Annotated in this window: 22 protein-coding genes; 12 read left to right on the top strand and 10 right to left on the bottom strand. The window is 65.2% G+C overall.

Annotation, left to right across the window (positions count from 1 at the left end; translation table 11 throughout):
* Positions 1-27: 27 nt before the first annotated feature.
* Positions 28-2,040, top strand: coding sequence for a M10 family metallopeptidase C-terminal domain-containing protein (locus tag JAO75_RS22695; RefSeq protein WP_199051488.1), 2,013 nt, complete (start codon positions 28-30; stop codon positions 2,038-2,040).
* A gap of 16 nt (positions 2,041-2,056) precedes the next feature.
* Here the strand turns inward: JAO75_RS22695 and JAO75_RS22690 are convergent, their stop codons facing one another.
* On the bottom strand, positions 2,057-2,488 hold the full coding sequence (locus JAO75_RS22690) for a MerR family transcriptional regulator (RefSeq protein WP_199051487.1): 432 nt from the start codon (positions 2,486-2,488) through the stop codon (positions 2,057-2,059).
* A 69-nt stretch (positions 2,489-2,557) separates the two neighbouring features.
* On the opposite strand from JAO75_RS22690, the gene JAO75_RS22685 reads away from it, so the two are divergent.
* The gene (locus JAO75_RS22685; RefSeq protein WP_199051486.1) at positions 2,558-3,310 is read left to right on the top strand and encodes a cation efflux transmembrane domain-containing protein; all 753 of its coding nucleotides are present in this window, start codon (positions 2,558-2,560) and stop codon (positions 3,308-3,310) included.
* Between the two features lie 58 nt (positions 3,311-3,368).
* Here the strand turns inward: JAO75_RS22685 and ppa are convergent, their stop codons facing one another.
* Together ppa and JAO75_RS22675 are read right to left on the bottom strand one after the other, a co-directional pair.
* Positions 3,369-3,896 (bottom strand): inorganic diphosphatase, encoded by a 528-nt coding sequence (ppa, locus tag JAO75_RS22680; protein WP_199051485.1) that lies wholly within the window; start codon positions 3,894-3,896, stop codon positions 3,369-3,371.
* 249 nt (positions 3,897-4,145) lie between these two features.
* Positions 4,146-4,652, bottom strand: coding sequence for a GNAT family N-acetyltransferase (locus JAO75_RS22675; RefSeq protein ID WP_199051484.1), 507 nt, complete (start codon positions 4,650-4,652; stop codon positions 4,146-4,148).
* Positions 4,653-5,004: 352 nt separating this feature from the next.
* On the opposite strand from JAO75_RS22675, the gene JAO75_RS22670 reads away from it, so the two are divergent.
* Positions 5,005-7,119 carry a glycosyltransferase gene (locus JAO75_RS22670; protein WP_199051483.1) on the top strand — a complete coding sequence of 705 codons (2,115 nt, stop codon included), beginning with the start codon at positions 5,005-5,007 and terminating at the stop codon, positions 7,117-7,119.
* Here the strand turns inward: JAO75_RS22670 and JAO75_RS22665 are convergent.
* Together JAO75_RS22665 and acnA are read right to left on the bottom strand one after the other, a co-directional pair.
* On the bottom strand, positions 7,091-7,348 hold the full coding sequence (locus JAO75_RS22665) for a hypothetical protein (protein WP_210340370.1): 258 nt from the start codon (positions 7,346-7,348) through the stop codon (positions 7,091-7,093). The genes JAO75_RS22670 and JAO75_RS22665 overlap by 29 nt on opposite strands.
* Before the next feature lie 423 nt (positions 7,349-7,771).
* A complete protein-coding gene (acnA, locus tag JAO75_RS22660; protein WP_199051481.1) occupies positions 7,772-10,477 on the bottom strand; it encodes an aconitate hydratase AcnA in 2,706 nt (901 codons plus the stop codon).
* 219 nt (positions 10,478-10,696) lie between these two features.
* Between acnA and ccmA the strand changes: the two genes are divergently transcribed.
* From ccmA to JAO75_RS22645, 3 genes are read left to right on the top strand one after another with little or no spacing between them, the layout of a single operon-like run.
* The gene (gene ccmA / locus JAO75_RS22655) at positions 10,697-11,449 is read left to right on the top strand and encodes a heme ABC exporter ATP-binding protein CcmA (protein WP_199051480.1); all 753 of its coding nucleotides are present in this window, start codon (positions 10,697-10,699) and stop codon (positions 11,447-11,449) included.
* A complete protein-coding gene (gene ccmB, locus JAO75_RS22650) occupies positions 11,446-12,114 on the top strand; it encodes a heme exporter protein CcmB (RefSeq protein WP_199051479.1) in 669 nt (222 codons plus the stop codon). Before ccmA ends, ccmB begins: the two co-directional genes overlap by 4 nt.
* A gap of 6 nt (positions 12,115-12,120) precedes the next feature.
* Entirely contained in the window at positions 12,121-12,609 is a 489-nt protein-coding gene (locus tag JAO75_RS22645) for a GNAT family N-acetyltransferase (protein WP_199051478.1), read from the top strand.
* Between the two features lie 3 nt (positions 12,610-12,612).
* On the opposite strand, the gene JAO75_RS22640 is transcribed toward JAO75_RS22645, so the two are convergent.
* Positions 12,613-13,311 carry an ArsR/SmtB family transcription factor gene (locus tag JAO75_RS22640; RefSeq protein ID WP_199051477.1) on the bottom strand — a complete coding sequence of 233 codons (699 nt, stop codon included), beginning with the start codon at positions 13,309-13,311 and terminating at the stop codon, positions 12,613-12,615.
* A 77-nt stretch (positions 13,312-13,388) separates the two neighbouring features.
* Here JAO75_RS22640 and JAO75_RS22635 point away from each other — a divergent pair, with 77 nt between their 5' ends.
* Together JAO75_RS22635 and JAO75_RS22630 are read left to right on the top strand one after the other, a co-directional pair.
* On the top strand, positions 13,389-13,718 hold the full coding sequence (locus JAO75_RS22635) for an NIPSNAP family protein (RefSeq protein WP_199051476.1): 330 nt from the start codon (positions 13,389-13,391) through the stop codon (positions 13,716-13,718).
* On the top strand, positions 13,715-14,080 hold the full coding sequence (locus tag JAO75_RS22630) for an antibiotic biosynthesis monooxygenase family protein (protein WP_199051475.1): 366 nt from the start codon (positions 13,715-13,717) through the stop codon (positions 14,078-14,080). Before JAO75_RS22635 ends, JAO75_RS22630 begins: the two co-directional genes overlap by 4 nt.
* Here the strand turns inward: JAO75_RS22630 and JAO75_RS22625 are convergent.
* Positions 14,064-15,053 (bottom strand): M23 family metallopeptidase, encoded by a 990-nt coding sequence (locus JAO75_RS22625; RefSeq protein ID WP_199051474.1) that lies wholly within the window; start codon positions 15,051-15,053, stop codon positions 14,064-14,066. The genes JAO75_RS22630 and JAO75_RS22625 overlap by 17 nt on opposite strands.
* A 438-nt stretch (positions 15,054-15,491) precedes the next feature.
* Here JAO75_RS22625 and JAO75_RS22620 point away from each other — a divergent pair, with 438 nt between their 5' ends.
* The 3 genes from JAO75_RS22620 to JAO75_RS22610 are packed head-to-tail and all read left to right on the top strand — an operon-like array spanning position 15,492 to position 16,963.
* On the top strand, positions 15,492-16,232 hold the full coding sequence (locus JAO75_RS22620) for a heme ABC transporter permease (RefSeq protein WP_199051497.1): 741 nt from the start codon (positions 15,492-15,494) through the stop codon (positions 16,230-16,232).
* A 4-nt stretch (positions 16,233-16,236) separates the two neighbouring features.
* Entirely contained in the window at positions 16,237-16,392 is a 156-nt protein-coding gene (gene ccmD, locus JAO75_RS22615; RefSeq protein ID WP_199051473.1) for a heme exporter protein CcmD, read from the top strand.
* Positions 16,385-16,963: a DsbE family thiol:disulfide interchange protein gene (locus JAO75_RS22610; protein ID WP_199051472.1), complete on the top strand. Its 579-nt coding sequence runs from the start codon at positions 16,385-16,387 to the stop codon at positions 16,961-16,963. Before ccmD ends, JAO75_RS22610 begins: the two co-directional genes overlap by 8 nt.
* Here JAO75_RS22610 and JAO75_RS22605 read toward each other — a convergent pair.
* Positions 16,929-17,417 carry a YaiI/YqxD family protein gene (locus JAO75_RS22605; protein ID WP_199051471.1) on the bottom strand — a complete coding sequence of 163 codons (489 nt, stop codon included), beginning with the start codon at positions 17,415-17,417 and terminating at the stop codon, positions 16,929-16,931. The genes JAO75_RS22610 and JAO75_RS22605 overlap by 35 nt on opposite strands.
* A 138-nt stretch (positions 17,418-17,555) precedes the next feature.
* Between JAO75_RS22605 and JAO75_RS25400 the strand changes: the two genes are divergently transcribed.
* Positions 17,556-18,899: an adenylate/guanylate cyclase domain-containing protein gene (locus JAO75_RS25400; RefSeq protein ID WP_199051470.1), complete on the top strand. Its 1,344-nt coding sequence runs from the start codon at positions 17,556-17,558 to the stop codon at positions 18,897-18,899.
* A gap of 199 nt (positions 18,900-19,098) precedes the next feature.
* On the opposite strand, the gene JAO75_RS22595 is transcribed toward JAO75_RS25400, so the two are convergent.
* The gene (locus tag JAO75_RS22595) at positions 19,099-19,695 is read right to left on the bottom strand and encodes a septation protein A (RefSeq protein WP_199051469.1); all 597 of its coding nucleotides are present in this window, start codon (positions 19,693-19,695) and stop codon (positions 19,099-19,101) included.
* Complete coding sequence (ftsY, locus tag JAO75_RS22590) at positions 19,692-21,035, bottom strand: signal recognition particle-docking protein FtsY (RefSeq protein WP_199051468.1); 1,344 nt, start codon at positions 21,033-21,035, stop codon at positions 19,692-19,694. The genes JAO75_RS22595 and ftsY overlap by 4 nt, the downstream gene beginning before the upstream one ends.
* Between the last annotated feature and the right edge of the window lie 234 nt (positions 21,036-21,269).

Here is a 21,269-nt window from a genome sequence, read left to right as displayed (position 1 = left end):
CCTCCACCGTCAAGCTGCGGGTGCTCCATGTCCAATGTCGTCTACGATGCCGCCAACCCTCTTCCCGCGAGTGGCGAACTGACCGGGTTCGAGCTGGTCGTGATCGACGTCGACGTAACCGGCGGCAGCGGAGCGGCCATCAGGGCGACGGACACGGACCACATCCTGATCCGGAAGAACAGGACCGTCACCGGCCAAGCCATCGGGCTCGAATTGCTGGGCACGGCGCGCGCCGTCGTCAACGAGGGCACGATCGCCGTCACCGGCATCGCCATCCGGGGCAATGCCAGCAGCGAGCAGGTCACCAATACGGGCACGCTCAAGACCACGTCCGGGGCGACTGGGGCGGTCCTCATGGATCTCGATGCCGGGGACGATTTCTACAACGGCATCAAGGGGGCTGCGACCGGCGGGATCATCAAGCTCGGAAGCGGCAACGACATCGCCCTGGGCGGAGCGGGTTCCGAGATTTTTGCTGCCGGATTGGGCGATGACTACCTCAATGGCGGCGACGGGATCGACACGGCGGATTACGCCGATGCGACCGCCGGTGTGACGGTCGACCTCAGCAAGATTATCGCGCAGGCCATCGGCGGCGGGCAGGGCATCGATACCCTCATCGCCTTCGAGAACGTGACCGGAAGCGCCTTCAAGGACCTGATCACCGGCAATGCGGCCGACAACACCCTCACGGGTGGCGAGGGGGCCGACACGCTCGACGGCGGCAGCGGCAACGACAGCCTGGTGGGCGGCCACGGCAACGACAGCCTCCAGGGTGGGGCGGGCAACGACACGCTCGGGGGCGGCGATGGCGACGACACGCTGGAGGGTGGCGCCGGCAACGACCGTCTCGATGGCGGCGGCGGCATCAACACGGTTCGCTATTCCGGCTCTGCCGGGGTGAAGGCCGATCTCACGAGAGACGACGGCCAGATCACCGTCGGGGCCGGCGTCGACATCCTGATCGGGATCACGCACCTGGAGGGGGGCTCCGGCGCCGATTTCTTCATCGGCAACACCGCCGCCAACCGGCTGGTCGGCAATGGCGGAAACGACACCCTCCAGGGTGGCGGAGGTAATGACACGCTCGATGGCGGCGCGGGCCACGACATGGCCGTGTTCTCCGGTGCGAGTACGGACTACACGAGAACAAACAACCCCGACGGGACCGTTTCCTTCACGGACAAGCAGGCAGGGCGGGACGGCACCGACACGCTCAAGGATGTGCGTCTGGTGAAGTTCTCGGACAAGGTCGTCGCCCTTGCGAACGGCAACCCGACCAATATTGCGCTGTCGAGCGCTGTCGTGTCCGAGGACAGGGCGGCGAGTTCTACCGTGGGAACTCTCCGCGGGACCGACCCGGACGGCGATGCTCTGACCTACAGCCTCGCCCTGGATTCGAACGGCGTCTTCGGCTTGAACGGCAGCGGCGAACTCGTCCTGTTGAAGGCGCTCGATTACGAGACGGCGCCGCGGCACACCATCGCGATCAAGGCCGAGGACAAGTACGGCGGCGTCTTCACCGAGACCTTCGCGATTTCCGTGCGCAACGTCGTCGAGACGACCCCGCTGGTTCGCCACGGCACCGCGAAGGGCGAACAGATGGTCGGCGAGTCCGGCAACGACCGGTTCTTCGGCTTGAGCGGGAACGATCAGATCTTCGGTCAGATCGGCAACGACACGATGGCCGGCGGGCTGGGCAACGACGTTCTCGCCGGCGGCGCCGGCAAGGATGTGTTCGTGTTCGACAAGAAGCCCCATGCAAGAACGAATCTCGACTACATTCAGGACTTCAGCCCGAAGGATGACGTCATCCACCTGTCCCGGAAGATCTTCACCAAGATCGAGAAGGGAGCTCTGTCGAGCAAGACCTTCGTCACCGGCAACCAGTTCAAGGACAAGGACGACCGGATCCTCTATTACAAGCAGGGCGGCGCCCTGTTCTACGATCCGGACGGGTCGGGCTCGGCCAAGGCGATTCAGTTCGCGAATCTGTCCAAGAACCTGAAGATCAGCCACAAGGACTTCTTCGTGATCTGACCGGCTTGCCGGCGCCCTAGCTCACCCGCCCATGCTCGTGGCGGCACTCGTCGTGATCGGCCAGGACCTGGATGATCCGACATTCCCGCACAGGTCCGTGCCGGCAATCCTCCAGCATGTGCCGCAGCTCGGTGCGCAGGAGCTCCAACTGGGCGATGCGGCGCTCGACGCTCTCGAGATGCCGCAGCACGATCCGGTCCGCCGGCTCGCAGGGCTGGTCCGGCTGAGCCGTCAGGCTCAGGAGCTCGCGGATCGCCTCGACCTCGAAGCCGAGATCCCGCGCATGGCGGATGAAGCTGAGGCGCGAGACGTCCTCGGCCCCGTAGCGGCGCTGGCGGCCCTCCGTGCGCGGCGGCGAGGGGAGAAGGCCGATCTGCTCGTAATAGCGGATGGTCGGCACCTTCACGGCCACCTGCCGCGACAATTCCCCGATCGACAGATTCGTCATTTTTCCTCTTGAACCTCTAGTCGCTGGAGGTTGTAGGGTCCTCTCGCGATGGAGAAAAGGGAGAATCGAATGAGCGGATCGTGCGGCCACCAGTCCGGGGCGTGCTGCTCCCACGATGAGCATCACATCCAGGCGCCCCAAACGGTGCAGGCCGCTCCGGCCTCCTGCGGCCCTGCGGAGGAGGCCTGCGGCTGCCATGGCGGCGTGCCGGTCTTCGACGGGGTCGATCCGCGCTACAAGCGGGTGCTCTGGACCGTGATCCTCATCAATGCGGCGATGTTCGTGACCGAGATCGTGGCCGGCCACCTCGCCCGCTCGCAGGCCCTGCAGGCCGACGCCCTCGACTTCCTCGGCGACACGGTCACCTACGGGTTGAGCCTCGCAGTGATCGGCGCCTCCCTGCGCACCCGCGCCACCGCGGCCCTGTTCAAGGGGGTGAGCCTGTCGCTGATGGCCGCCTGGGTGCTGGGCTCGACCCTCTACCATGTGCTGATCCTCGGCCTGCCGCGGGCCGAAATCATGGGCGTGATCGGGGTTCTGGCGCTGGCTGCCAACGTCACCAGCGTGCTCCTGCTGATGCGCTACAAGGACGGCGACGCCAATGTGCGCTCGGTCTGGCTCTGCTCACGCAATGACGCCATCGGCAACATCGTGGTCACCGGGGCAGCGGGCGCGGTCTGGCTGACGGCAAGCGCCTGGCCCGACCTGATCGTGGCGGGCCTCATGGCGGGGCTGTTCCTGTCCTCTGCGGTGCAGATCCTGCGCCAGGCCTGGGGCGAATACCGCAGCACCGCCACGGCGGCGCCGGTTCCGGCCGAGTAACCTAAACGAAAAGGCCGGGCAGAGCGCCCGGCCTTCCTTTTTCAGAATGGAGCGAAGCTTACTTCTTGGCCCGTTCGATGGCTTCGACGATCAGGCGCCGGGCCTCCTGGGCATCGCCCCAGCGGATGATCTTGGCCCATTTTCCGGGCTCGAGATCCTTGTAGTGCTCGAAGAAGTGCTCGATCTGCTTGATGGTGATCTCGGGCAGGTCGGTGTAGTTCGCCACCCGGTCGTAGCGCTGGGTGAGCTTGCTTGACGGCACGGCGATGATCTTCTCGTCCTGGCCGCCGTCGTCCTCCATCACCAGAACGCCTACGGGGCGCACATTGATGACGGCGCCGGGCGCGATGGCGCGGGTGTTGGCCACCAGCACGTCGCAGGGGTCGCCGTCGCCCGAGAGCGTGTGGGGGATGAAGCCGTAGTTTCCGGGATACCGCATGGCGGTGTAGAGGAAGCGGTCCACCACGAGGGCACCGGATTCCTTGTCCATCTCGTACTTGATGGGCTCGCCGCCGATCGGCACTTCGATCACGACGTTCACGTCGTCCGGCGGGTTCTTTCCAATCTTGATCGCGTCAAGGCGCATAGAGCTGTTCTCCGGAACAAGGCCTGAGCATCCTCGCAGGCATGGCGCCCCGTGCAGAAAGGGAACGCCGTGACGCCGGTGAAAATGCGGCAGAAGCTGGACTTGGGAACGGCGCTGCGCCCGATTGCCGGACGGCCGCCCCCGAAGCTGGACGCTTCACTAGCCGGAGCAGGCTCCGGCAACAAGGACCGAGGGCCCAAATTTAAAGGCTTTTAGCCGAAAGAAGCCTCTGCCCGGGCGCACATGCCGTCAGCGGAAGAGATAGGCTACCTTGGCAAGAGGCGTTCCCCCGACGCGCTCCTCCACCCGGGCCACGCTTTGCCCGCCCATGCCTTCGTAGAAGGCGCAGGCGCGTTCATTGTCCTCCAGGGCCCAGACCACGGTTCTGTCGAGTTCCCGGTGGCGGAGGTCGTTGCGCACGGCCTTGAACAGGCGCCGCCCGAAGCCGATGCCCTGGTATTCCGGCAGCAGGTAGAGCTCGTCGATTTCCCCGTTCGCCGGCAGGGACCGGTCGCGGCAGCGGCCGTAGGACGCATAGCCCACGGCCCCCTGGCCGAGATCCAGCACCACGAGCGGGCGCCCGCGGGACACGGTGGAGCGCCACCAGCGTTCGCTGCGCCGGGAAAACATCTTCTCGAGGGTCACGCCCGGAATGATGCCACTGTAGGCCTCTCGCCAGGCCGTATCGAAGACCTTGGACAGGCAAGCCGCATCCTCGGGCTTGGCATGACGGATACTGACGAGAAGGTCGCTCATGGCTATGGCCGGAAAGGCAGGAGAGGCAATGAATACAGTTTCCGGGTGAAAGGGTTAATGGGGCCTTAACAACCCGGAAGCCGGCTGATGAAAGCGTGGCGTTGTAAGGGCAATCGCTGGGCCGGAGGCTAGGCCAAATTGCCGCAAGGCTTCGGCCGAGAGGCCTCAAGGTTCCGGAGGGGCTCTCATGGCCGCTCATCCCGCCGCCCGGCTCCTGCGCGCCAGCTCCCGCCTGGAAAAAGGCTTCTGCGACCTCGACATGCTATATGATTGTGTTACGGGTACCGGCACATTTAAGAACATTGCTTAATGCGCCGCTATTCGCGGAATCGGATACCGTCAGGGCCCCTCAATGGTCGAGCACCATTTCCACGCGTCGATTGTCCTGAACGTCCACCGCGAAGCCGTCTTCCTGAGGCGCACGCTGCTGTCCCTCGACGAGGCTGTGCAATACGCGCGATCGAGAGGCCTCAGGCTCGAACTCGTCGTCGTCTTCGACCGAACGGATCCTGACACGCGCCAGGTCGCATCGTCGTTCGACTTCAGTGCCTATAACGGACTGCAGTTCATCGACGTCGATCATGGCTCGCTCGGTCTTGCCCGCAATGCCGGCATCGAGCGAGCCCGCGGCGAATATGTCTTCACCGCAGATGCCGACGACCTGCTATCATGTAATTACTTCCATGATATTCATGTGGAGGCCGAGAGGCTCGGCCCCAGGGCGCTCTACTTTCCTGAGTATGTCTTCACCTTCGGGGAAAGCGCATTTATATGCCGGTATTCGGGGCTCGACGAAGTCAGTCCGATGACCTTTGTCGACAAGCAACCCTACATTTCTCGCGTGTGCGCGCATCGGGATGCCTTGCGCAAAATACCCTACAGGGATGTCCGGCTTTCGCGAGGCTATGCTTACGAAGACTGGCATTTCAATGCTGAAGCCGTCGGTGCCGGACTGAACATCCATACCGTCAAGGATACGATCCTGTTCTACCGCCAGAGGCCCGGCAGCCTCCTGAAGTCGGCCGATGCTCTCTCGATCCGGCAAATCCCGCCTGCGCGGCTGTTCAAGCCTCTGACTTACCTGGAGATCTCGGAATCTTCTCATCAGCGCCTGTTCGCAGAAGCCGCTGTCTCCGCAGAAGCCGGGGCAGCGCCGCAGGATCCACTCGACAGCGATCATGTCCGGGCCATGATCCGGTCGGCCAATGCCATAGAGCCGGCCATTTCCCTCCATACCTACCGGGGCGTTCCGGCGATGGGGAATAGCATGGGGATTCCTCCGCTTGGCGTGGCCTATTACACCTTATGCGATATCGTCAGGGACAGGTCCTTCAGCGACATCTTCATCGTTCCATTTTTCTCCCGGGGCGGCGCGGAAAAGTATCTCCTGTCACTGATAGAGGCGATGTACAGGATCGCCCCCGTCAAGGACTTTCTCGTGATCCTCGGCGAGGAGTTGAAGGCGGTGCAGTGGATGGATCGGTTGCCGCCCAACGCGACCGTTGTCGACATGAACCTGCATTGTCCTTCCCTTTCGATCGATCAGCGGTGCCTGCTTGCGTTGAAGATCATCGAAACATCTGCGCCCGACACGCGCGTTCACCTGAGGCAGTCCGCTTTTGCCGATCGGCTTCTTTCGCTGTACGGCATCGTCCTACAGGAGCGGGAGTGCATCTACTATCGCTTCGCCGATGTCGAGCGTACGGAAGACGGTCACGCGATGACCGTCTATTCCCAGACTAGACTTCTTTCCGAGAATCTCAATTACCTTTCAAAGATCGTCTGCGACAGCAAAACGATCATCGCGAAGGATCTCCATCGGTTCGGTGTGCAAGCTCAAAAATGGCAGTTTCTTCCTCCGCCGGTCGAAGCTCAGGCCGTTTTGCCCGTGCGTGATGCCGATGCAAGGCGACGCATTCTTTGGGCCTCCCGCCTCGACATTGAGAAGAGACCTTCTCTCCTCCCCTTGATCGCGTCGAAACTCGGCAGCCTTGGCTCCGATCTCAGCATCGATGTGTTCGGTGGATCCGTCTTCAGTGGGTTTGATCGCACCCGTCTGGAGGGGCTGCCGAATCTTCGATACCATGATCGTTTCCAGGGCTTCGATGCGCTGCCGCTCTCCAGGTTCTCGATCTTTCTCTACACGAGCCTGCATGACGGGATACCGAACGCCATTCTCGAGGCGATGAGCTACGGCCTTGCCGTCGTGGCACCCGATGTCGGCGGGATCTCGGAAGTCGTGATCGACGGTGAAACAGGGATCCTGCTGCGCTCCCTCCCCGATGATGACGACATGGCTGCCTCCTACGCACGGGTTCTTCTGACCCTCGTGAGCAATCCCGATCTAGGTGCGAAGCTCGGCAAGCAGGCTAGAGCCTACGTCTGCAAGAACCACTCGCCGCAAGCGCATACCGAGCGTGTCGCTGAGCTTTTCAACCTCAAGGAAAGACATCTTCAGTATGCATAAGACACGTGATGTCCTGCCAACGTCCTCTGAGCATCCAGACCTCGAACACTACAAGACGCTTGCCCGCCTTACCGAGGAACGTGCCCGTGAGATCCGACGGATCGCAGCGCTCGAAAGAGCCCGCCTTGAGGAGCGCCTGCTTGAGCTCGAGGAGCGTCTTCGCGAGTTTGAGGAGCGCCTTCTTGAACAATAGACTACTCTCATAGTCCGTGCTGAGGAGTTGGAGCACCTCCGCAGCTCCCGTGAGCGTCTCAAGGTCAACTCAGACCGCGCCGTAGAGGATTCCAAGAGGTTCAAGAGGGAGCTGGCTGTCACAAAGGCACAGCTCAAGTCCCTCAAGAAAGCCCATGACAGGATCGCCAACTCCCGCGCACACCGCCTTGCGGAGGTCTATGTGAGGTATGCAACAGGCCGCTCTCTCCTGGTTCGGGCCTTCCAGCGCCTGCGACGGGTCGGCCGCGTTCCCGGTCGCTGACCTGACGAAGCCCTGAAGCAAGCGTTTCCGCATTCAGCCAAATCGCTCGTTCGGGCTTCGCGCGCAATGGCTTCCTCATTATCCGAGCCAACGAAGACGGGGCGCTCCATCACTGGAGCGCCCCGCTTGCCTCTGGCGCCCGCTCTCACGTGAAGAGCGGGCATTTGTCGTCGTGCCTTACGCTGCGAGCTGGCGCAGGACGTAGTGCAGGATGCCGCCGTTGCGGAAGTACTCGACCTCCTCCAGCGTATCGATGCGGCAATGCACGGGCACCTTGCGCACCGAGCCGTCGGCGGACGTGACTTCCATCTCCAGGCGCATGCGCGGCTTCAGGTCGCCGGCCAGGCCCTTGATGGTGATGGTCTCGTCGCCCTTCAGCCCGAGCGTCTCCCAGGACGTGCCCTGCTCGAACACGAAGGGGGCCACGCCCATGCCGACTAGGTTCGAGCGGTGGATGCGCTCGAAGCTCTCGGCGATCACGGCGCGCACGCCGAGGAGGTTCGTGCCCTTGGCCGCCCAGTCGCGGGAGGAGCCGGTGCCGTATTCCTTGCCGGCGAGAACCACGAGCGGAACGCCCTCGTCCTTGTAGCGCATGGCGGCGTCGTAGATGAACATCCGCTCGCCGGAGGGCTGGTGGATGGTGTAGCCGCCCTCGACCACGTGGCCGCTGTCGTCCCGAACCATCTGGTTCTTGATGCGGATATTGGCGAAGGTGCCGCGCATCATGACCTCGTGGTTGCCGCGGCGGGTGCCGTACTGGTTGAAGTCGGCCACCCGCACCTGATGCGACTGCAGGTATTCACCGGCCGGCGACGCGGCGCGGATGTTGCCTGCGGGCGAGATGTGGTCGGTGGTGATCGAGTCCTGGAAGAGGCCGAGAATCCTGGCGTTCAGGATGTCCGTGACCGGCTTCGGCTCCTTGGTCATGCCCTCGAAATAGGGCGGGTTCTGCACATAGGTCGAGCCCATGTCCCATTCATAGGTGAGGCCCGGCTCGAAGGTGACCTTCTTCCAGTTGGCGTCGCCCGAGAACACGTCCGCGTAGCGGCTCTTGAACAGCTCGCTCGTGATCGTGCGGTCGATGAAGTCCTGCACCTCGGCGGACGAAGGCCAGATGTCCTTCAGGTACACCGGCTGCCCGTCCGAGCCCGTGCCGAGCGGATCCTTCGCAAGATCGATCAGCATGGAGCCGGCGAGCGCATAGGCCACCACCAGCGGCGGCGAAGCGAGATAGTTCGCGCGCACGTCCGGGTTCACGCGGCCCTCGAAGTTGCGGTTGCCCGAGAGCACCGACACGGCCACCAGGTCGTTGTCGTTGATCGCCTTCGAGACGTTCTCCGGCAGGGGACCCGAGTTGCCGATGCAGGTGGTGCAGCCGAAGCCCACGAGATTGAAGCCGAGCGCGTCCAGGTCGCCCTGGAGGCCGGCCTTCTTGAAGTACTCCTCGACGATCTGCGATCCGGGCGCGAGCGAGGTCTTCACCCACGGCTTGGACTTCAGGCCCTTGGCGACGGCGTTGCGGGCGAGCAGCCCTGCGCCGATCATCACGCTCGGGTTCGAGGTGTTGGTGCAGGAGGTGATCGCCGCAATCACCACGTCGCCGTGGCCGAGATCGTAATTGGCGTTCTCCACCTTCACCCGCTTGCCGATTTCCTGCGCCTTGCGGAATTCCTTTTCCATGGCGCCGAGGAATTCGGGCTTGGCGGTGTCGAGCGTCACGCGGTCCTGCGGGCGCTTGGGGCCGGCGAGCGAGGGAACCACGTCGCCGAGGTCGAGCTCCAGGGTGTCGGTGAAGACCGGGTCCGGGGTCTCGGGCGTGAGCCACATGCCCTGCGCCTTGGCGTAGGCCTCGACGAGGGCAACGCGGTCATCCGTGCGGCTGGTGGTGCGCAGGTAGTCGATGGTCTTAGCGTCGATGGGGAAGAACCCGCAGGTGGCGCCGTATTCGGGCGCCATGTTGCCGATGGTGGAGCGGTCGGCCACCGACATGTCGGTGAGGCCGGGGCCGTAGAATTCCACGAACTTGCCGACCACGCCCTTCTTGCGCAGCATCTGGGTGACGGTGAGCACCAGGTCGGTGGCGGTGACGCCCTCACGGAGCTTGCCGGTGAGCTTGAAGCCGATGACCTCGGGGATCAGCATGGAAACCGGCTGGCCGAGCATGGCGGCCTCCGCCTCGATGCCGCCCACGCCCCAGCCGAGGACGGCGAGGCCGTTGACCATGGTGGTGTGCGAATCGGTGCCGACCAGGGTGTCCGGATAGGCGACCTCGGTGCCGTCGGCCTGGTCCTTGCGGGTCCAGACGGTCTGGGAGAGGAATTCCAGGTTCACCTGATGGCAGATGCCGGTGCCCGGGGGCACGACGGAGAAGTTCTCGAAGGCGGTCTGGCCCCACTTGAGGAAGCGGTAGCGCTCGCCGTTGCGCTGGTATTCCAGCTCCACGTTGCGATCGAAGGCCTTGGGCGTGCCGAACTCGTCCACGATCACCGAGTGGTCGATCACGAGGTCGACGGGCACCAGCGGGTTGATCTTGCGCGGGTCGCCGCCGAGGTTCTTCATGGCGTCGCGCATGGCGGCGAGATCCACCACGGCCGGAACGCCCGTGAAGTCCTGCATCAGGACGCGGGCGGGGCGATAGGCGATTTCCTTCTCGGCCTTGCCCTTGTTGTCGAGCCAGGCGGCCACGGCCAGGATGTCGTCCTTGGTGACCGTGCGGCCGTCCTCGTAGCGGAGCAGGTTCTCGAGCAGCACCTTCATGGAGAAGGGCAGCTTCGAGGCGCCGGTCAGGCCGTTCTTCTCGGCCTCCTTGAGCGAGTAGTAGGTGTAGGACTTGTCACCGACCTGGAGGGTCTGGCGGGCATTGAAGCTGTTGTTGAGCGTCACGGCGAATCCTCGCGTGCATTTGGGTTACGAACATGTGTTCGGCCGAAAGCGCGATAAGCGCGCGCCGCTCCGGGGGTGCCCGGACAGGGGAGTAAGCGCGCGAGGCGGATTGGACGCCTTGGCGCGCGGCGCAGCCAGGGGTGCTATAGATCATTTCCAACCATCCCGCTACACGGTTTAGAACGGTTCTGGGGTGCAAAGAGGGCAGGGGTGCGGGGTTTGCGTCTGAGCGTTAACAATTTGGCCTGCGAGCGGGGGGAGCGGCGCATCTTCGAGGGCGTCTCCTTCACGCTCTCAGCCGGCGAGGCCCTGGTGATCACCGGCCGCAACGGGGCCGGCAAGTCCTCTCTCCTGGACATCCTGGCCGGGCGCCTGCACCCCGCGGGTGGGGCGATTCTTTTGGATGAAGCAGGCGAGCGCACCCTGGCCGAATGCCTGCACTATGTGGGCCACCGCGATGCCCTCAAAGCCGCCCTCACCGCCGAGGAAAACCTCACCTTCGCCCGCGACTTCCTCGGGCATCCGGCCCTGAAGCCCCGCGAAGCGCTCGAAGCGGTGGGGCTCGCCCACGCGGCCCGCCTGCCGGTGGCCTATCTCTCGGCTGGCCAGCGCCGCCGGGTGGCACTGGCCCGGCTGCTCGTGGCCCACCGACCGCTCTGGCTCCTCGACGAGCCGACTTCCGCCCTCGACACCACCTCCCAGGAGACCCTACGGCTGATTCTCGAAGGCCACCGGGAGCAGGGCGGCATGATCGTGGCCTCGACCCATTCGCCGCTGTTCCTGAAAGACGCCAAGGAGATCAGGATCGAGCGCACCAAAATCCCTCCCCCCGTTGCGGGGGAGGGTGCCGAGCGGAGCGAGGCGGGAGAGGGGGCGGGTTCGATGGAGCACAGCCCCTCTCCCGCCCCTCGCTCACGCGAGGGCCACCCTCTCCCGCAGAGGGGAGAGGGCGAAACGGGGGAGCCGTTATGATCCGCTCCTTCAACGCCCTCCTGATCCGCGACCTGAAGCTCGCCGCCCGCGTCGGCGGCTCCGGCGTCATGGGGCTCATCTTCTTCCTGATGATCGTGACGCTGATTCCGTTCGCACTCGGGCCCGACCTCAACCTGCTCTCGCGCATCGGACCGGCCATCCTCTGGATCGCCGCCCTGCTCGCCACCCTGATCGGACTCGACCGGCTGTTCCAGGCCGATCAGGAGGATGGATCGCTGGACCTCCTGCGCCTGTCGCATGCGCCGATGGAGATCGTGGTGCTGGCCAAGGTCATCGCCTACTGGCTCGTGACCGGCCTGCCGCTGGCCCTTGCGGCGCCTTTCCTGGGCTTCCTCGTGGCGCTCTCGCCCGAGGCCATGCTCGCCATGGTGGCGACCCTGCTCGTGGGCACGCCGGCGCTCACCTTCATCGGGGCGGTGGGCGCAGCGCTCACCTCGTCGCTGCGGCGTGGCGGGCTGATTCTCGCAATCCTGGTGCTGCCCTTCATGATCCCGACCCTGATCTTCGGCGTCTCGGCCGCCAACGCGGCCGTGGGCGGGACCATTCCGTTCGTGACGCCCTTCCTCGTGCTGATGGCGCTGTCGCTGATCGCGGCGGTGGTCGGCACGGTCGGCGCCGCGGCCGCCCTGCGCTCCGGGGAGTAGGACACCATGACTGAACGTCTCGTCATCTGCATGCGCCGCTCCCTGACGGAGCCCGTCCCGGATCCCGTCTGGCCGGCCGGGATCCGGCCGGTGACCTTCGAGCCGGGCCGGCACGCCGAGACGCTTCATGCGCTGCTCGTGGAAGCCTATGCGCGGGGAGGCGGCTACGTGGAGCCGTTCGCGATCTGGTGGCCGAGCCTGCAGGGCGATTCGGAATACGATCCCGCGCTGGTCTTCGTTGCAGCTAACGAACGGGGCAGCATCGTGGGCGTGGCGCAGTGCTGGACAGGTGCCTTCGTGAAGGACCTCGCCGTTGCCCCATCGATGCGCCGCAACGGCTTGGGCTCGTCGCTGCTGCATCAGGCGTTTCGTGCCTTCCGCGAGCGCGGATCCCCGTCCATCGAGCTGAAGGTGCACGCGGACAATCCCTCCGGTGCCTTGCGGCTCTACCGCTCGCTGGGCTTCGAGGAGGTCGAGTCCTACAGGCTCGCCTGAGCCTCAGGCCGCTTGCGCGTTGTCCTGGATCGGCTTGAACGCAGCTTCAAAGCCCTCCACACCCTCGCAGGTGAACGTGAGAACGCGCCCGGTATCGCGCCGCACCCAGCCCCGGTCGATCATGCGGGACAGGAGGGCGGCGCCCAGCGCGCCGCCGAGATGGCTGTGGCGTTCGCTCCAGTCGAGGCAGGCGCGGCAGACCGGACGGCGGCCCTTTTCCAGCGCCGCGAGATCGATCCCGAATTCGGCGAAGAAGGTGCGGCCTCTGTCAGTCAGGGCCAAGTCTCCCTCGCCCGCGATCAAGCCCTGCCGCTGGGCGCCCTTGAGCAGCAGGACGCCCCGCTCTCCGGCGAGATGGTCGTAGCAGACACGGGCGGATCGCAGCGCCGCATCCTTGGGGCCGGTGCGCACGCGGGTGGCGCCCGTGCGTTGGGCCAGGCCCATCAGGGCTTCCAGCACCTGGGCCACGTCGGGGCCCGAGAGCCGGAAATAGCGGTGGCGTCCCTGTTTCTCGGCGGTGAGCAGGTTGGCGGCGTCGAGCTTGGCCAAGTGGCCGCTCGCGGTCTGGAGCGTGACGCCCGCGGCCTGCGCGAGTTCGCTCACGGTGAGCGCCCGCCCGTCCATGAGAGCGGTGAGGATGTTGGCGCGGGCCGGATCACCCAGGAGCGCGGCAACGGACGCGATGACGGGACCTTCCTTCATACTTCGACGATAGCCGAAGCATCCGCGTCGATCAATCGGCTAAGACCGAACTGTCTTCGACAACAGGATGCTGACCCATGATCACCTGCTTCATCCGCTACGAGATCGATCCCTTCAAGGCAGACGCCTTCACCGAATACGCCCGCGCCTGGGGCCAGGCGATTCCCCGCTGCGGCGCGGACCTGATCGGCTATTATGCCCCGCACGAGGGCTCCAGCACATTGGCTTACGGCGTGTACAATATTCAAAATCTGGCCGAGTACGAGGCCTATCGCGAGCGCCTGCGCAACGACCCGCAAGGCCGCGCCAATTATGAATTCGCCAGGCGGGAGCAGTTCATCCGCCGGGAGGACAGGGTGTTCCTGCGCCTTGCCTCAGCGCCCCATGGGGAGTTGATCAAGCCATGATTGCGGTGATCTTCGAGGTCTGGCCGGACGGCGATGCGGGCAAGCGGGATTATCTCGGCCTCGCGGCGGCGCTCCGCTCCGACCTCATGGCGATGGACGGCTTCATCTCCGTCGAGCGCTTCCAGAGCCTCAGCGAGCCGGGAAAGCTCCTGTCGCTGTCGTTCTGGCGTGACGAGGAGGCGGTGCGGGCCTGGCGCAGCCTGCCCTCGCACCGCACCACGCAGGGAGCAGGCCGTGACGGCGTTTTCCGCGATTACCGCCTGCGGGTGGCGAGCGTGATCCGAGATTACGGTCTGAACAAGCGCGACGAGGCACCCGCCGACAGCCGCGCGGCGCACGAGGGCATCAGGGCCGAAGATTGATGCCGAAGGCCTGCTCGATGGCAGGTCTCCCGTCCCGCTCGACCCGGTAGATCGCCCGGTAGAGCCCGGGGCGGAAGCCGCCTTCAGGCTGTTTCACGCCGGAAAACGCCATCCATTGCGCCTTGTCGCGATCGAGCGGCGGGGCCTTGTTCTGGGCCAGAGGCTTGCCGTCCGGATCGAACAGGGTGAGCGTCTGCACATCGCCGCCTTTCAGGCCGATGGCGCGGACAAAGGCTACGAGAGCTGGCGAGCGCGTGGTGGGCGGCTCCTGCCCGGCCGTCCCTGCCTCGATGGCTGCCATCGTGACCGGGCCAGGGGCAAACCCCTTGTTGAGCACGGTGCCCGTCTGGTAGGCGAGCGCCGGCTGGAGCGAGGCCTCCCATAACGACTTGCCGCCGCCGCAGGATTTCTCCGGCGCGCCATAGGCGAAGGGATCGACCGGCTTGCCGTCCTTGATGACGGTGAAGTGCAGATGCGGAAATTCGGTCAGGCCCGACAATCCGATCTGCCCGATCTTCTCGCCCGCTTTCACCTCGCGGCCGGAGCGCACGGTAAGGCTGCCCTTTGCCATGTGGCAGTAGGCGGTGCGCCAGCCGTTGCCGTGATCGATCACCACGGCATTGCCGCAGCCGATCTGGCTGATCTTGTCGCGGGTTTGCTCGGTCACGAAGGCGTCGGGAACCCCTTCGCGGGTGTTGGCGACCTTGCCGTCCGCGGCCGCAACCACATCGACGCCCGCCCGCTGCTCCACCATCGACGGCAGGCGGATATCGGTGCCGTCATGCCCGTCCTCCCCGACGGCACCGCACTGATAGTCGCGCATCACCGGGGATGGGTCGTGATCCAGGTACTTCTGGAGGAAGCAGGTGCGCCCGATCTCGCAGGCGACCGGCAGGCGCAGGGTGATCTCCTGCGCCTGGGCCGGAAGCGCAAGCAGGGTGAGGCCGACGAGGCTGGACAATCCGACGCGCATGATCGCTCCGCAACAGAGATGCGAAACTATATGCGGGTTCAAGTGGCGAATGAAAGGCGTGAGGTTTCACGCCCCTGTGTCATTCCCGGCCGGAGCGCAGCGGAGGGGAAGGGAATCCACTCACACCCTCTGCGCCATGGATCCCCTTCCCTCGCTCCGCCCGCCGGGGATGACGCCAACCGCGTCATGGCCGGCCTTGTGCCGGCCATCCACGTCTTTGGAAGCACAGCGGCGTCAAGATGTGGATCCCCGGGACAAGCCCGGGGATGACGAGGCAGTATCGGTTCGCCGAAATGATAAAGCCAAGGTCCTACGCACATTTCCTGAATGCCCAACCGTTCTCGAAATCCGTAAAAGCCCCATCTCTGGCGAAATCGTTATTCGCTCCGTGTTGATCTCCACGTTGCAGGCATGCCTTTAGACCGCTACATCCAGCCCATGATCCGTGAGCTTGCCAACCCGACCCGCTTCATGAGCCTCAGCGGCACGCTGCTGCCGTGGGTGGGAGGCCTGGCCGCGGTCCTGATGGGCATCGGGCTCTACATGGTCTGGTTTGCCGCGCCGGCCGACTACCAGCAGGGCGAGACGGTCAAGATCATGTATCTCCACGTGCCGGCCGCCTGGCTGTCCCTGTTCTTCTACATGATCATGGCAAGCTCGGCGCTCGGCACCCTGGTGTGGCGCCACCCGCTGGCGGATGTGTCGCAGAAGGCGGCAGCGCCGATAGGCGCCGCGTTCACGCTGATCTGCCTCGTCACCGGCTCCCTCTGGGGCAAGCCCATGTGGGGCACCTACTGGCAGTGGGACGCACGCCTCACCTCCATGCTGGTGATGCTGCTGATCTATCTCGGGATTCTCGCGCTCTGGCGCGCCATCGAGGAGCCGAACCGCGCCGCCCGCGCCGTGTCGATCCTCACGCTCGTCGGCGCCGTGAACGTGCCGATCGTGAAGTTCTCGGTCGATTGGTGGAACACCCTGCACCAGCCGGCTTCCGTGTTCCGCATCGACGGGCCGACGATCCATTCCTCCATGCTCGTGCCGCTCCTGATCATGGCGGTGGCCTTCTCGCTCTTAGGCATCGCCCTGCACCTTGCCGGCATGCGCACCGAGATCCTGCGCCGTCGCGTGCGCACCCTCACGATCCTCGAGGCCGAGCGCCTCGACGCACAGGCGGCCTGAACCGATGTCGCACACGTTCTTCATCGCTTTCTCCTACATCGTGACCGCCCTGGTGATCGCAGGCCTGATCCTGCGCGCGGCGATCGATCACCGCATCCAGGTGCGCACGCTGGCCGACCTCGAGTCCCGCGGCGTCGGCCGGAGGTCCCGCCGTGGCTGAAGCAACCGAGCGCCCCCGGTCGCGCCTGATCTTCATCCTGCCCGGACTCGTCTTCCTCGCGCTTGCAGGGCTGTTTGCCGTGCAGCTGTTCTCCGGCCGCAACCCGGCCGAGCTGCCGTCCGTCCTCATCAACAAGCCCGTGCCGACCTTCAGCCTCGCGCCCCTGGAGGGCCTCGTGGCCGACGGCAAGCCCGTGCCGGGCTTTTCCAACGAGGATCTCAAGGGCCGCGTCACGGTGGTGAATGTCTGGGCGTCCTGGTGCGGCCCCTGCCGCCAGGAGCACCCGCTGCTCGTCGATCTCGCCAAGGACCCGTCGATCCGGGTGGTCGGCATCAACCAGCGCGACAACCCCGACAATGCCCGCCGCTTCCTCGGCGCGCTCGGCAACCCGTACAGCGCCGTCGGCGTCGACCCGAACGGCCGTGCCTCCATCGACTGGGGCGTCTATGGCGTGCCCGAGACCTTCATCGTCGGCCCCGACGGCACCATCCGCCACAAGCATATCGGCCCGCTGACGCCGGAGAATTTTTCTGCGTTCAAGGAGCGCCTGCGCCAAATCCCGCGCGCTTGAGCCGGTTAATCGCGATATCAAGCGCCGAGAGGAAGGCCGAGCGGTCCTTCGCCGAAAATGGCTTCGGCCCCCCGGTCACGTCCCCCATGGCGCGCAGGTCCTCCATCAGGTTGCGGGTGGCGAGTGCCATGCCGATGGAGGCTTCGGTGAACGGCTTTCCCGTTGGCCCGATTACGTCGGCGCCGGCGGTCACGCAGCGGTGGGCGAGCGGAATGTCGGCGGTGATCACGATGGCGCCGCGCCTGGCACGCTCGGCGATCCAGTCGTCGGCGGCATCGAACCCTGCGCTCACCACCACGCGCTCGACCAGCGGGCTCTGCGGCACCTGCATGAAGGAATTCGACACCACGAAGACCTTGACCCGGTGGCGCTCGGCGACCTTGTAGATTTCAGGCTTCACCGGACAGGCATCCGCATCCACATAGAGGGTGATCGGCTGGAAGGTCTCGCTCATGAACTATATATTCCTGTGGGATGCGGGGATGCTGCCGAGCCTCAACGGCCGTTCATGCCGGCGCAACGGTTTCGCCATGGGTGCTGGCGCAGTCCAGTGACATAACGCATCAACCCTCTGGGGAGCAAAAGGAAGCTCGTGACCCCTCGATCCCGCACCCGCGCTGCCTTGGCCCGGCTCAACACCCTGCGGACGACGCCGACTTTAAGCGACGCGACCCAGCGGCTGATTCGCGAGGCGGATACCGGCGCCCTGCAGCGGGCGGGCATGGCGCGCATGGTGACGGCAGGGCTTCTGCTGCTGGCGGTCGTGATCGCCACGGCCGGGGTCGAGCTCGACAATCCCGTGGCCCGCAAGCAGATCGCCGCCGCGGAGCTGACCCTCGTGCTGTTCGGGGCCTCGGGCTGGTTCGGCGGTTGGCTCGCCTCGCGGCGGATCGCCATTGCGCAGCTGCCTGTGGTCACGGCGGTGACCGACGCTTTGCTGGTCCTCGGGAACCTCGCCTACAGTCACTGGGGCTTAGGCATCCCCGGCAGCCTCTTTGCGGCCTTTCCGGTATCCTGGGTGGTGCCGATCACCATGGCGGCGGCGGCGATTCACTACCAGCCGCGGCTCCAGGCCTTCGTGGCCGCCATCTATGTGGTGGGCCTCACGCTGATCGCCTTCGGCGGCGGCTTTGTCACCCTCGAGGAGCGGCAGCAAGATCTCGCCGCCATCGCGGGCCTGTTCTCCATGCAGACCAACATGGTCCGCATCGTCATGGTCTTCGCCGCCGGCCTGATCCTGATCCTCGTGGCGCGCCAGGGGCGGCTGATGCTGGAGCGGGCCGTGCGGGAGACGACGCTTCGGGTCAACCTCACCCGCTACCTGCCGCGCGAACTCGCGCCCATCCTCACCGATCAGGCCTTTGCGTCCCTGCGTCAGGGACGGCGCATTCCCGTGACGGTGATGTTCGTGGACATCCGCGCCTCGACCACCTTCGGCGAGACCATGGAGCCGGCGCAGCTTGCCGTGTTCATCACGTCCTTCCGCCGGCGCGTGCTGCGGGCAGCCTCCCGCCACGGCGGCGTCATCGACAAGTTCACCGGCGACGGGGCGCTCATCCTCTTCGGGGTTCCGGGCGCGCAGGACGGGGATGCAGGGCGGGCGCTCGCCTGCGGGCGCACCCTGCTCAGCCTGATCGAACGCTGGAACGCCAAGCGCCGCTTCGACCCGCCGGTGCGGCTCGGCATCGGCATCCATACGGGCGACGTGTTCTGCGGCGTGGTGGGCGACGAGAGCCGGCTGGAGTTCACCGTCGTCGGCGAGACCGTCAACATCGCGTCCCGCATCGAGCAGGCGACGAAGGGCGCCGGCTGCGAGCTTCTGGCTTCGCAGGAGACCGTAGCGGCGGCGGGCGAGGAGGATCTCTGGACGGAGGTCGAGTGCGATCCGCTGCCGGGGGTCACGCGCCGGATGGTGCTGATGAAGCCTGTAGGGTGAGGGTTCCCATCACTCCATCGTCATGGCCGGACTTGTTCCGGCCATCCATCTCCTCAAGCCCAGTCATCCTATACTCAACCTCATCCTGAGGAGGGCGCGTCAGCGACCGTCTCGAAGGAGGATCCAGTGCTCTCTGGAGGCTCCTTCGAGACGCAGCTTCGCTGCTCCTCAGGATGAGGGTGGTGCTTGGGTAGAAGGCTTAAACCTCTTCCGCCTTCTTGATCTCGTGCTTCAACAGCAGCGGCGTCTGGGCCAGCGCGAACGCGATGGTGAGCGGCATGATGCCGAAGACCTTGAAGCTGACCCAGAAATCCGTCGTCTGCGTGCGCCAGACGATCTCGTTGATCGCGGCGAGCGCGAAGAAGAACAGGGCCCAGCGTAAGGTGAGCTTGCGCCAGCCCTCCTCGTCGAGGTCGAACACGCTGTCGAGGACGATCTGGAGCAGGGGCTTGCGGAAATACAGACCGCCCAGCAGCACGAGCCCGAACAGGGTGTTCACGATGGTGGGCTTGAGCTTGATGAAGATCTCGTCCTGCAGGAAGAGCGTCAGCCCGCCGAAGACCACCACGACGATGGCCGACACCACCGGCATGATCGGCAGCTTGCGGGTGAGCGCGTAGCTGATGCCGAGCGCGATCACCGTCGCCACGATGAAGATTCCCGTGGCGGCGAAGATACGCTGGTCCTGTGCGAAGCCGAAGCGGTCGCCATAGGCGTTGCCGATGAAGAACAGGGCCAGGGGCCCGAGTTCCAGGGCGAGCTTGAGAAGAGGGGGGAGGCGTTTTTCGTCGGTCATGAGGTTGCTTCTAACCCGGCAATGGCTTTCGCGAAATCCCGTGCGGTGAAAGGCTCCAGGTCCTCCACCCCCTCGCCGACGCCGATGAAGTGCACGGGCAAGCGAAACTTCTCGGCAAGCGCTACCAGGATGCCGCCCCGCGCGGTGCCGTCGAGCTTGGTCATCACGAGGCCCGTGACGCCTGCTGCCTTCTGAAACAGCTCCACCTGGCTCATGGCGTTCTGGCCGACCGTCGCGTCGAGCACGAGGAGCGTGGCGTGGGGAGCGCTCGGGTCGAACTTCTTGACCACGCGCACGATCTTTTCGAGCTCGGCCATGAGCCCGGCCTTGTTCTGAAGGCGGCCCGCCGTGTCGATGAGCAGCACGTCGCTGCCATTGGCCTTCGCCTCCTGCAGGGCGTCATAGGCGAGGCCCGCCGCATCGGCTCCCTGCTCGCGGGACAGCACCGGCGCGCCGACGCGCTCGCCCCACACCTTCAGCTGCTCGATGGCGGCGGCCCGGAAGGTGTCGCCGGCCGCCAGCATGACTTTGAGGCCCTGGCTGCGGAATTTCTGGGAGAGCTTGCCGATGGTGGTGGTCTTGCCGGCTCCATTCACGCCGATCATGAGAATGACGAAGGGCTTGTGCGACCTGTCGACGATCAGCGGCTGGGCTACGGGCTGGAGAGTCTTCTCCACTTCGCCCGCTAGAATGGTCTTCACCTCCTGGGGCGAGATCTCCTTGTTGTAGCGGCCGGCGGAGATCGCCTCCGTGATCCGCATGGCGGTGGGCACGCCGAGATCGGCCTGGACCAGCGCATCCTCCAGCTCCTCCAGGGTCGCCGCATCGAGTCGGCGCTTGGTGAAGAGGCCGGTGACGCTGTCGGACAGGGACGAGGAGGTGCGCCGCATGCCGTCCGTCAGGCGCTGCCACCAGTTCGGAGCCGCAGCGGGCTTAGTCTCAGGCGCAGGAGTGACTTCCGCGGGAGCGGGTTCAGGAGAGCCGATGTCCGCGGCCGTGATGTCCGGGCGCAGCTCGGGACCCGTCTCGGTGACGATGCGCGGCAGCGGCTCCTGCGGGTTGGTGCCTTCCGGATCGAGGCCCTCGATGGGCTGAAGGTCGGCCCCGGCCAGCTCCGGCGGGGTCTTGTTCTCCTCGGGCGTGTCGGGAGAGGCGGTGGTCACGGTCGAGGGAGCGGCCGCGAGATCGTCCGCGCCCGTCGTGGGCGGGGAGGGCATCGCCTCCGGCTCGCCGCCGGCCTGCGGGGTTTCCTGCACAGGGGGCGGCGCCGGGGGTGTGTCAGCCTTGCGCCCGAACAGACGGGAGAGGAATCCGGGCTTGTCGGGCTTGGTGTCGGCCATGGGTTTCGCTGTGCCTTATAAACGCTGTGCTTGATTTAATGCGGATGCCTCGATAGCGCATCGTGCGGAAAAGTGGGAACCGGTTTTCCGCGTTCAACGATGCGCCATCATACAGCATAAGCATCGGATGAATCCCAAAAGTGGGTTCCACTTTTGGGTCCGATGCTTGTCTTATGATTTTCCCGTCCTGATCGAGCAAGATGAGGACACCGCCAGCGGGTCGCGAGCTCGCTG

It is taken from the genome of Microvirga splendida, assembly GCF_016427565.1.
GTDB classification, from domain to species: Bacteria; Pseudomonadota; Alphaproteobacteria; order Rhizobiales; family Beijerinckiaceae; genus Microvirga; species Microvirga splendida.
This window is presented reverse-complemented; position numbering and strand designations above follow the sequence as displayed.

Bases quoted from the DNA above. Each gene is read 5' to 3' on its own strand.
- JAO75_RS22695 (WP_199051488.1), top strand. From the start codon at position 28: ATGTCCAATGTCGTCTACGATGCCGCCAACCCTCTTCCCGCGAGTGGC.
- JAO75_RS22690 (WP_199051487.1), bottom strand. From the start codon at position 2,488: ATGACGAATCTGTCGATCGGGGAATTGTCGCGGCAGGTGGCCGTGAAG.
- JAO75_RS22685 (WP_199051486.1), top strand. From the start codon at position 2,558: ATGAGCGGATCGTGCGGCCACCAGTCCGGGGCGTGCTGCTCCCACGAT.
- ppa (WP_199051485.1), bottom strand. From the start codon at position 3,896: ATGCGCCTTGACGCGATCAAGATTGGAAAGAACCCGCCGGACGACGTG.
- JAO75_RS22675 (WP_199051484.1), bottom strand. From the start codon at position 4,652: ATGAGCGACCTTCTCGTCAGTATCCGTCATGCCAAGCCCGAGGATGCG.
- JAO75_RS22670 (WP_199051483.1), top strand. From the start codon at position 5,005: ATGGTCGAGCACCATTTCCACGCGTCGATTGTCCTGAACGTCCACCGC.
- ccmB (WP_199051479.1), top strand. From the start codon at position 11,446: ATGATCCGCTCCTTCAACGCCCTCCTGATCCGCGACCTGAAGCTCGCC.
- JAO75_RS22645 (WP_199051478.1), top strand. From the start codon at position 12,121: ATGACTGAACGTCTCGTCATCTGCATGCGCCGCTCCCTGACGGAGCCC.
- JAO75_RS22640 (WP_199051477.1), bottom strand. From the start codon at position 13,311: ATGAAGGAAGGTCCCGTCATCGCGTCCGTTGCCGCGCTCCTGGGTGAT.
- JAO75_RS22635 (WP_199051476.1), top strand. From the start codon at position 13,389: ATGATCACCTGCTTCATCCGCTACGAGATCGATCCCTTCAAGGCAGAC.
- JAO75_RS22630 (WP_199051475.1), top strand. From the start codon at position 13,715: ATGATTGCGGTGATCTTCGAGGTCTGGCCGGACGGCGATGCGGGCAAG.
- JAO75_RS22625 (WP_199051474.1), bottom strand. From the start codon at position 15,053: ATGCGCGTCGGATTGTCCAGCCTCGTCGGCCTCACCCTGCTTGCGCTT.
- JAO75_RS22620 (WP_199051497.1), top strand. From the start codon at position 15,492: ATGATCCGTGAGCTTGCCAACCCGACCCGCTTCATGAGCCTCAGCGGC.
- ccmD (WP_199051473.1), top strand. From the start codon at position 16,237: ATGTCGCACACGTTCTTCATCGCTTTCTCCTACATCGTGACCGCCCTG.
- JAO75_RS22605 (WP_199051471.1), bottom strand. From the start codon at position 17,417: ATGAGCGAGACCTTCCAGCCGATCACCCTCTATGTGGATGCGGATGCC.
- JAO75_RS22595 (WP_199051469.1), bottom strand. From the start codon at position 19,695: ATGACCGACGAAAAACGCCTCCCCCCTCTTCTCAAGCTCGCCCTGGAA.
- ftsY (WP_199051468.1), bottom strand. From the start codon at position 21,035: ATGGCCGACACCAAGCCCGACAAGCCCGGATTCCTCTCCCGTCTGTTC.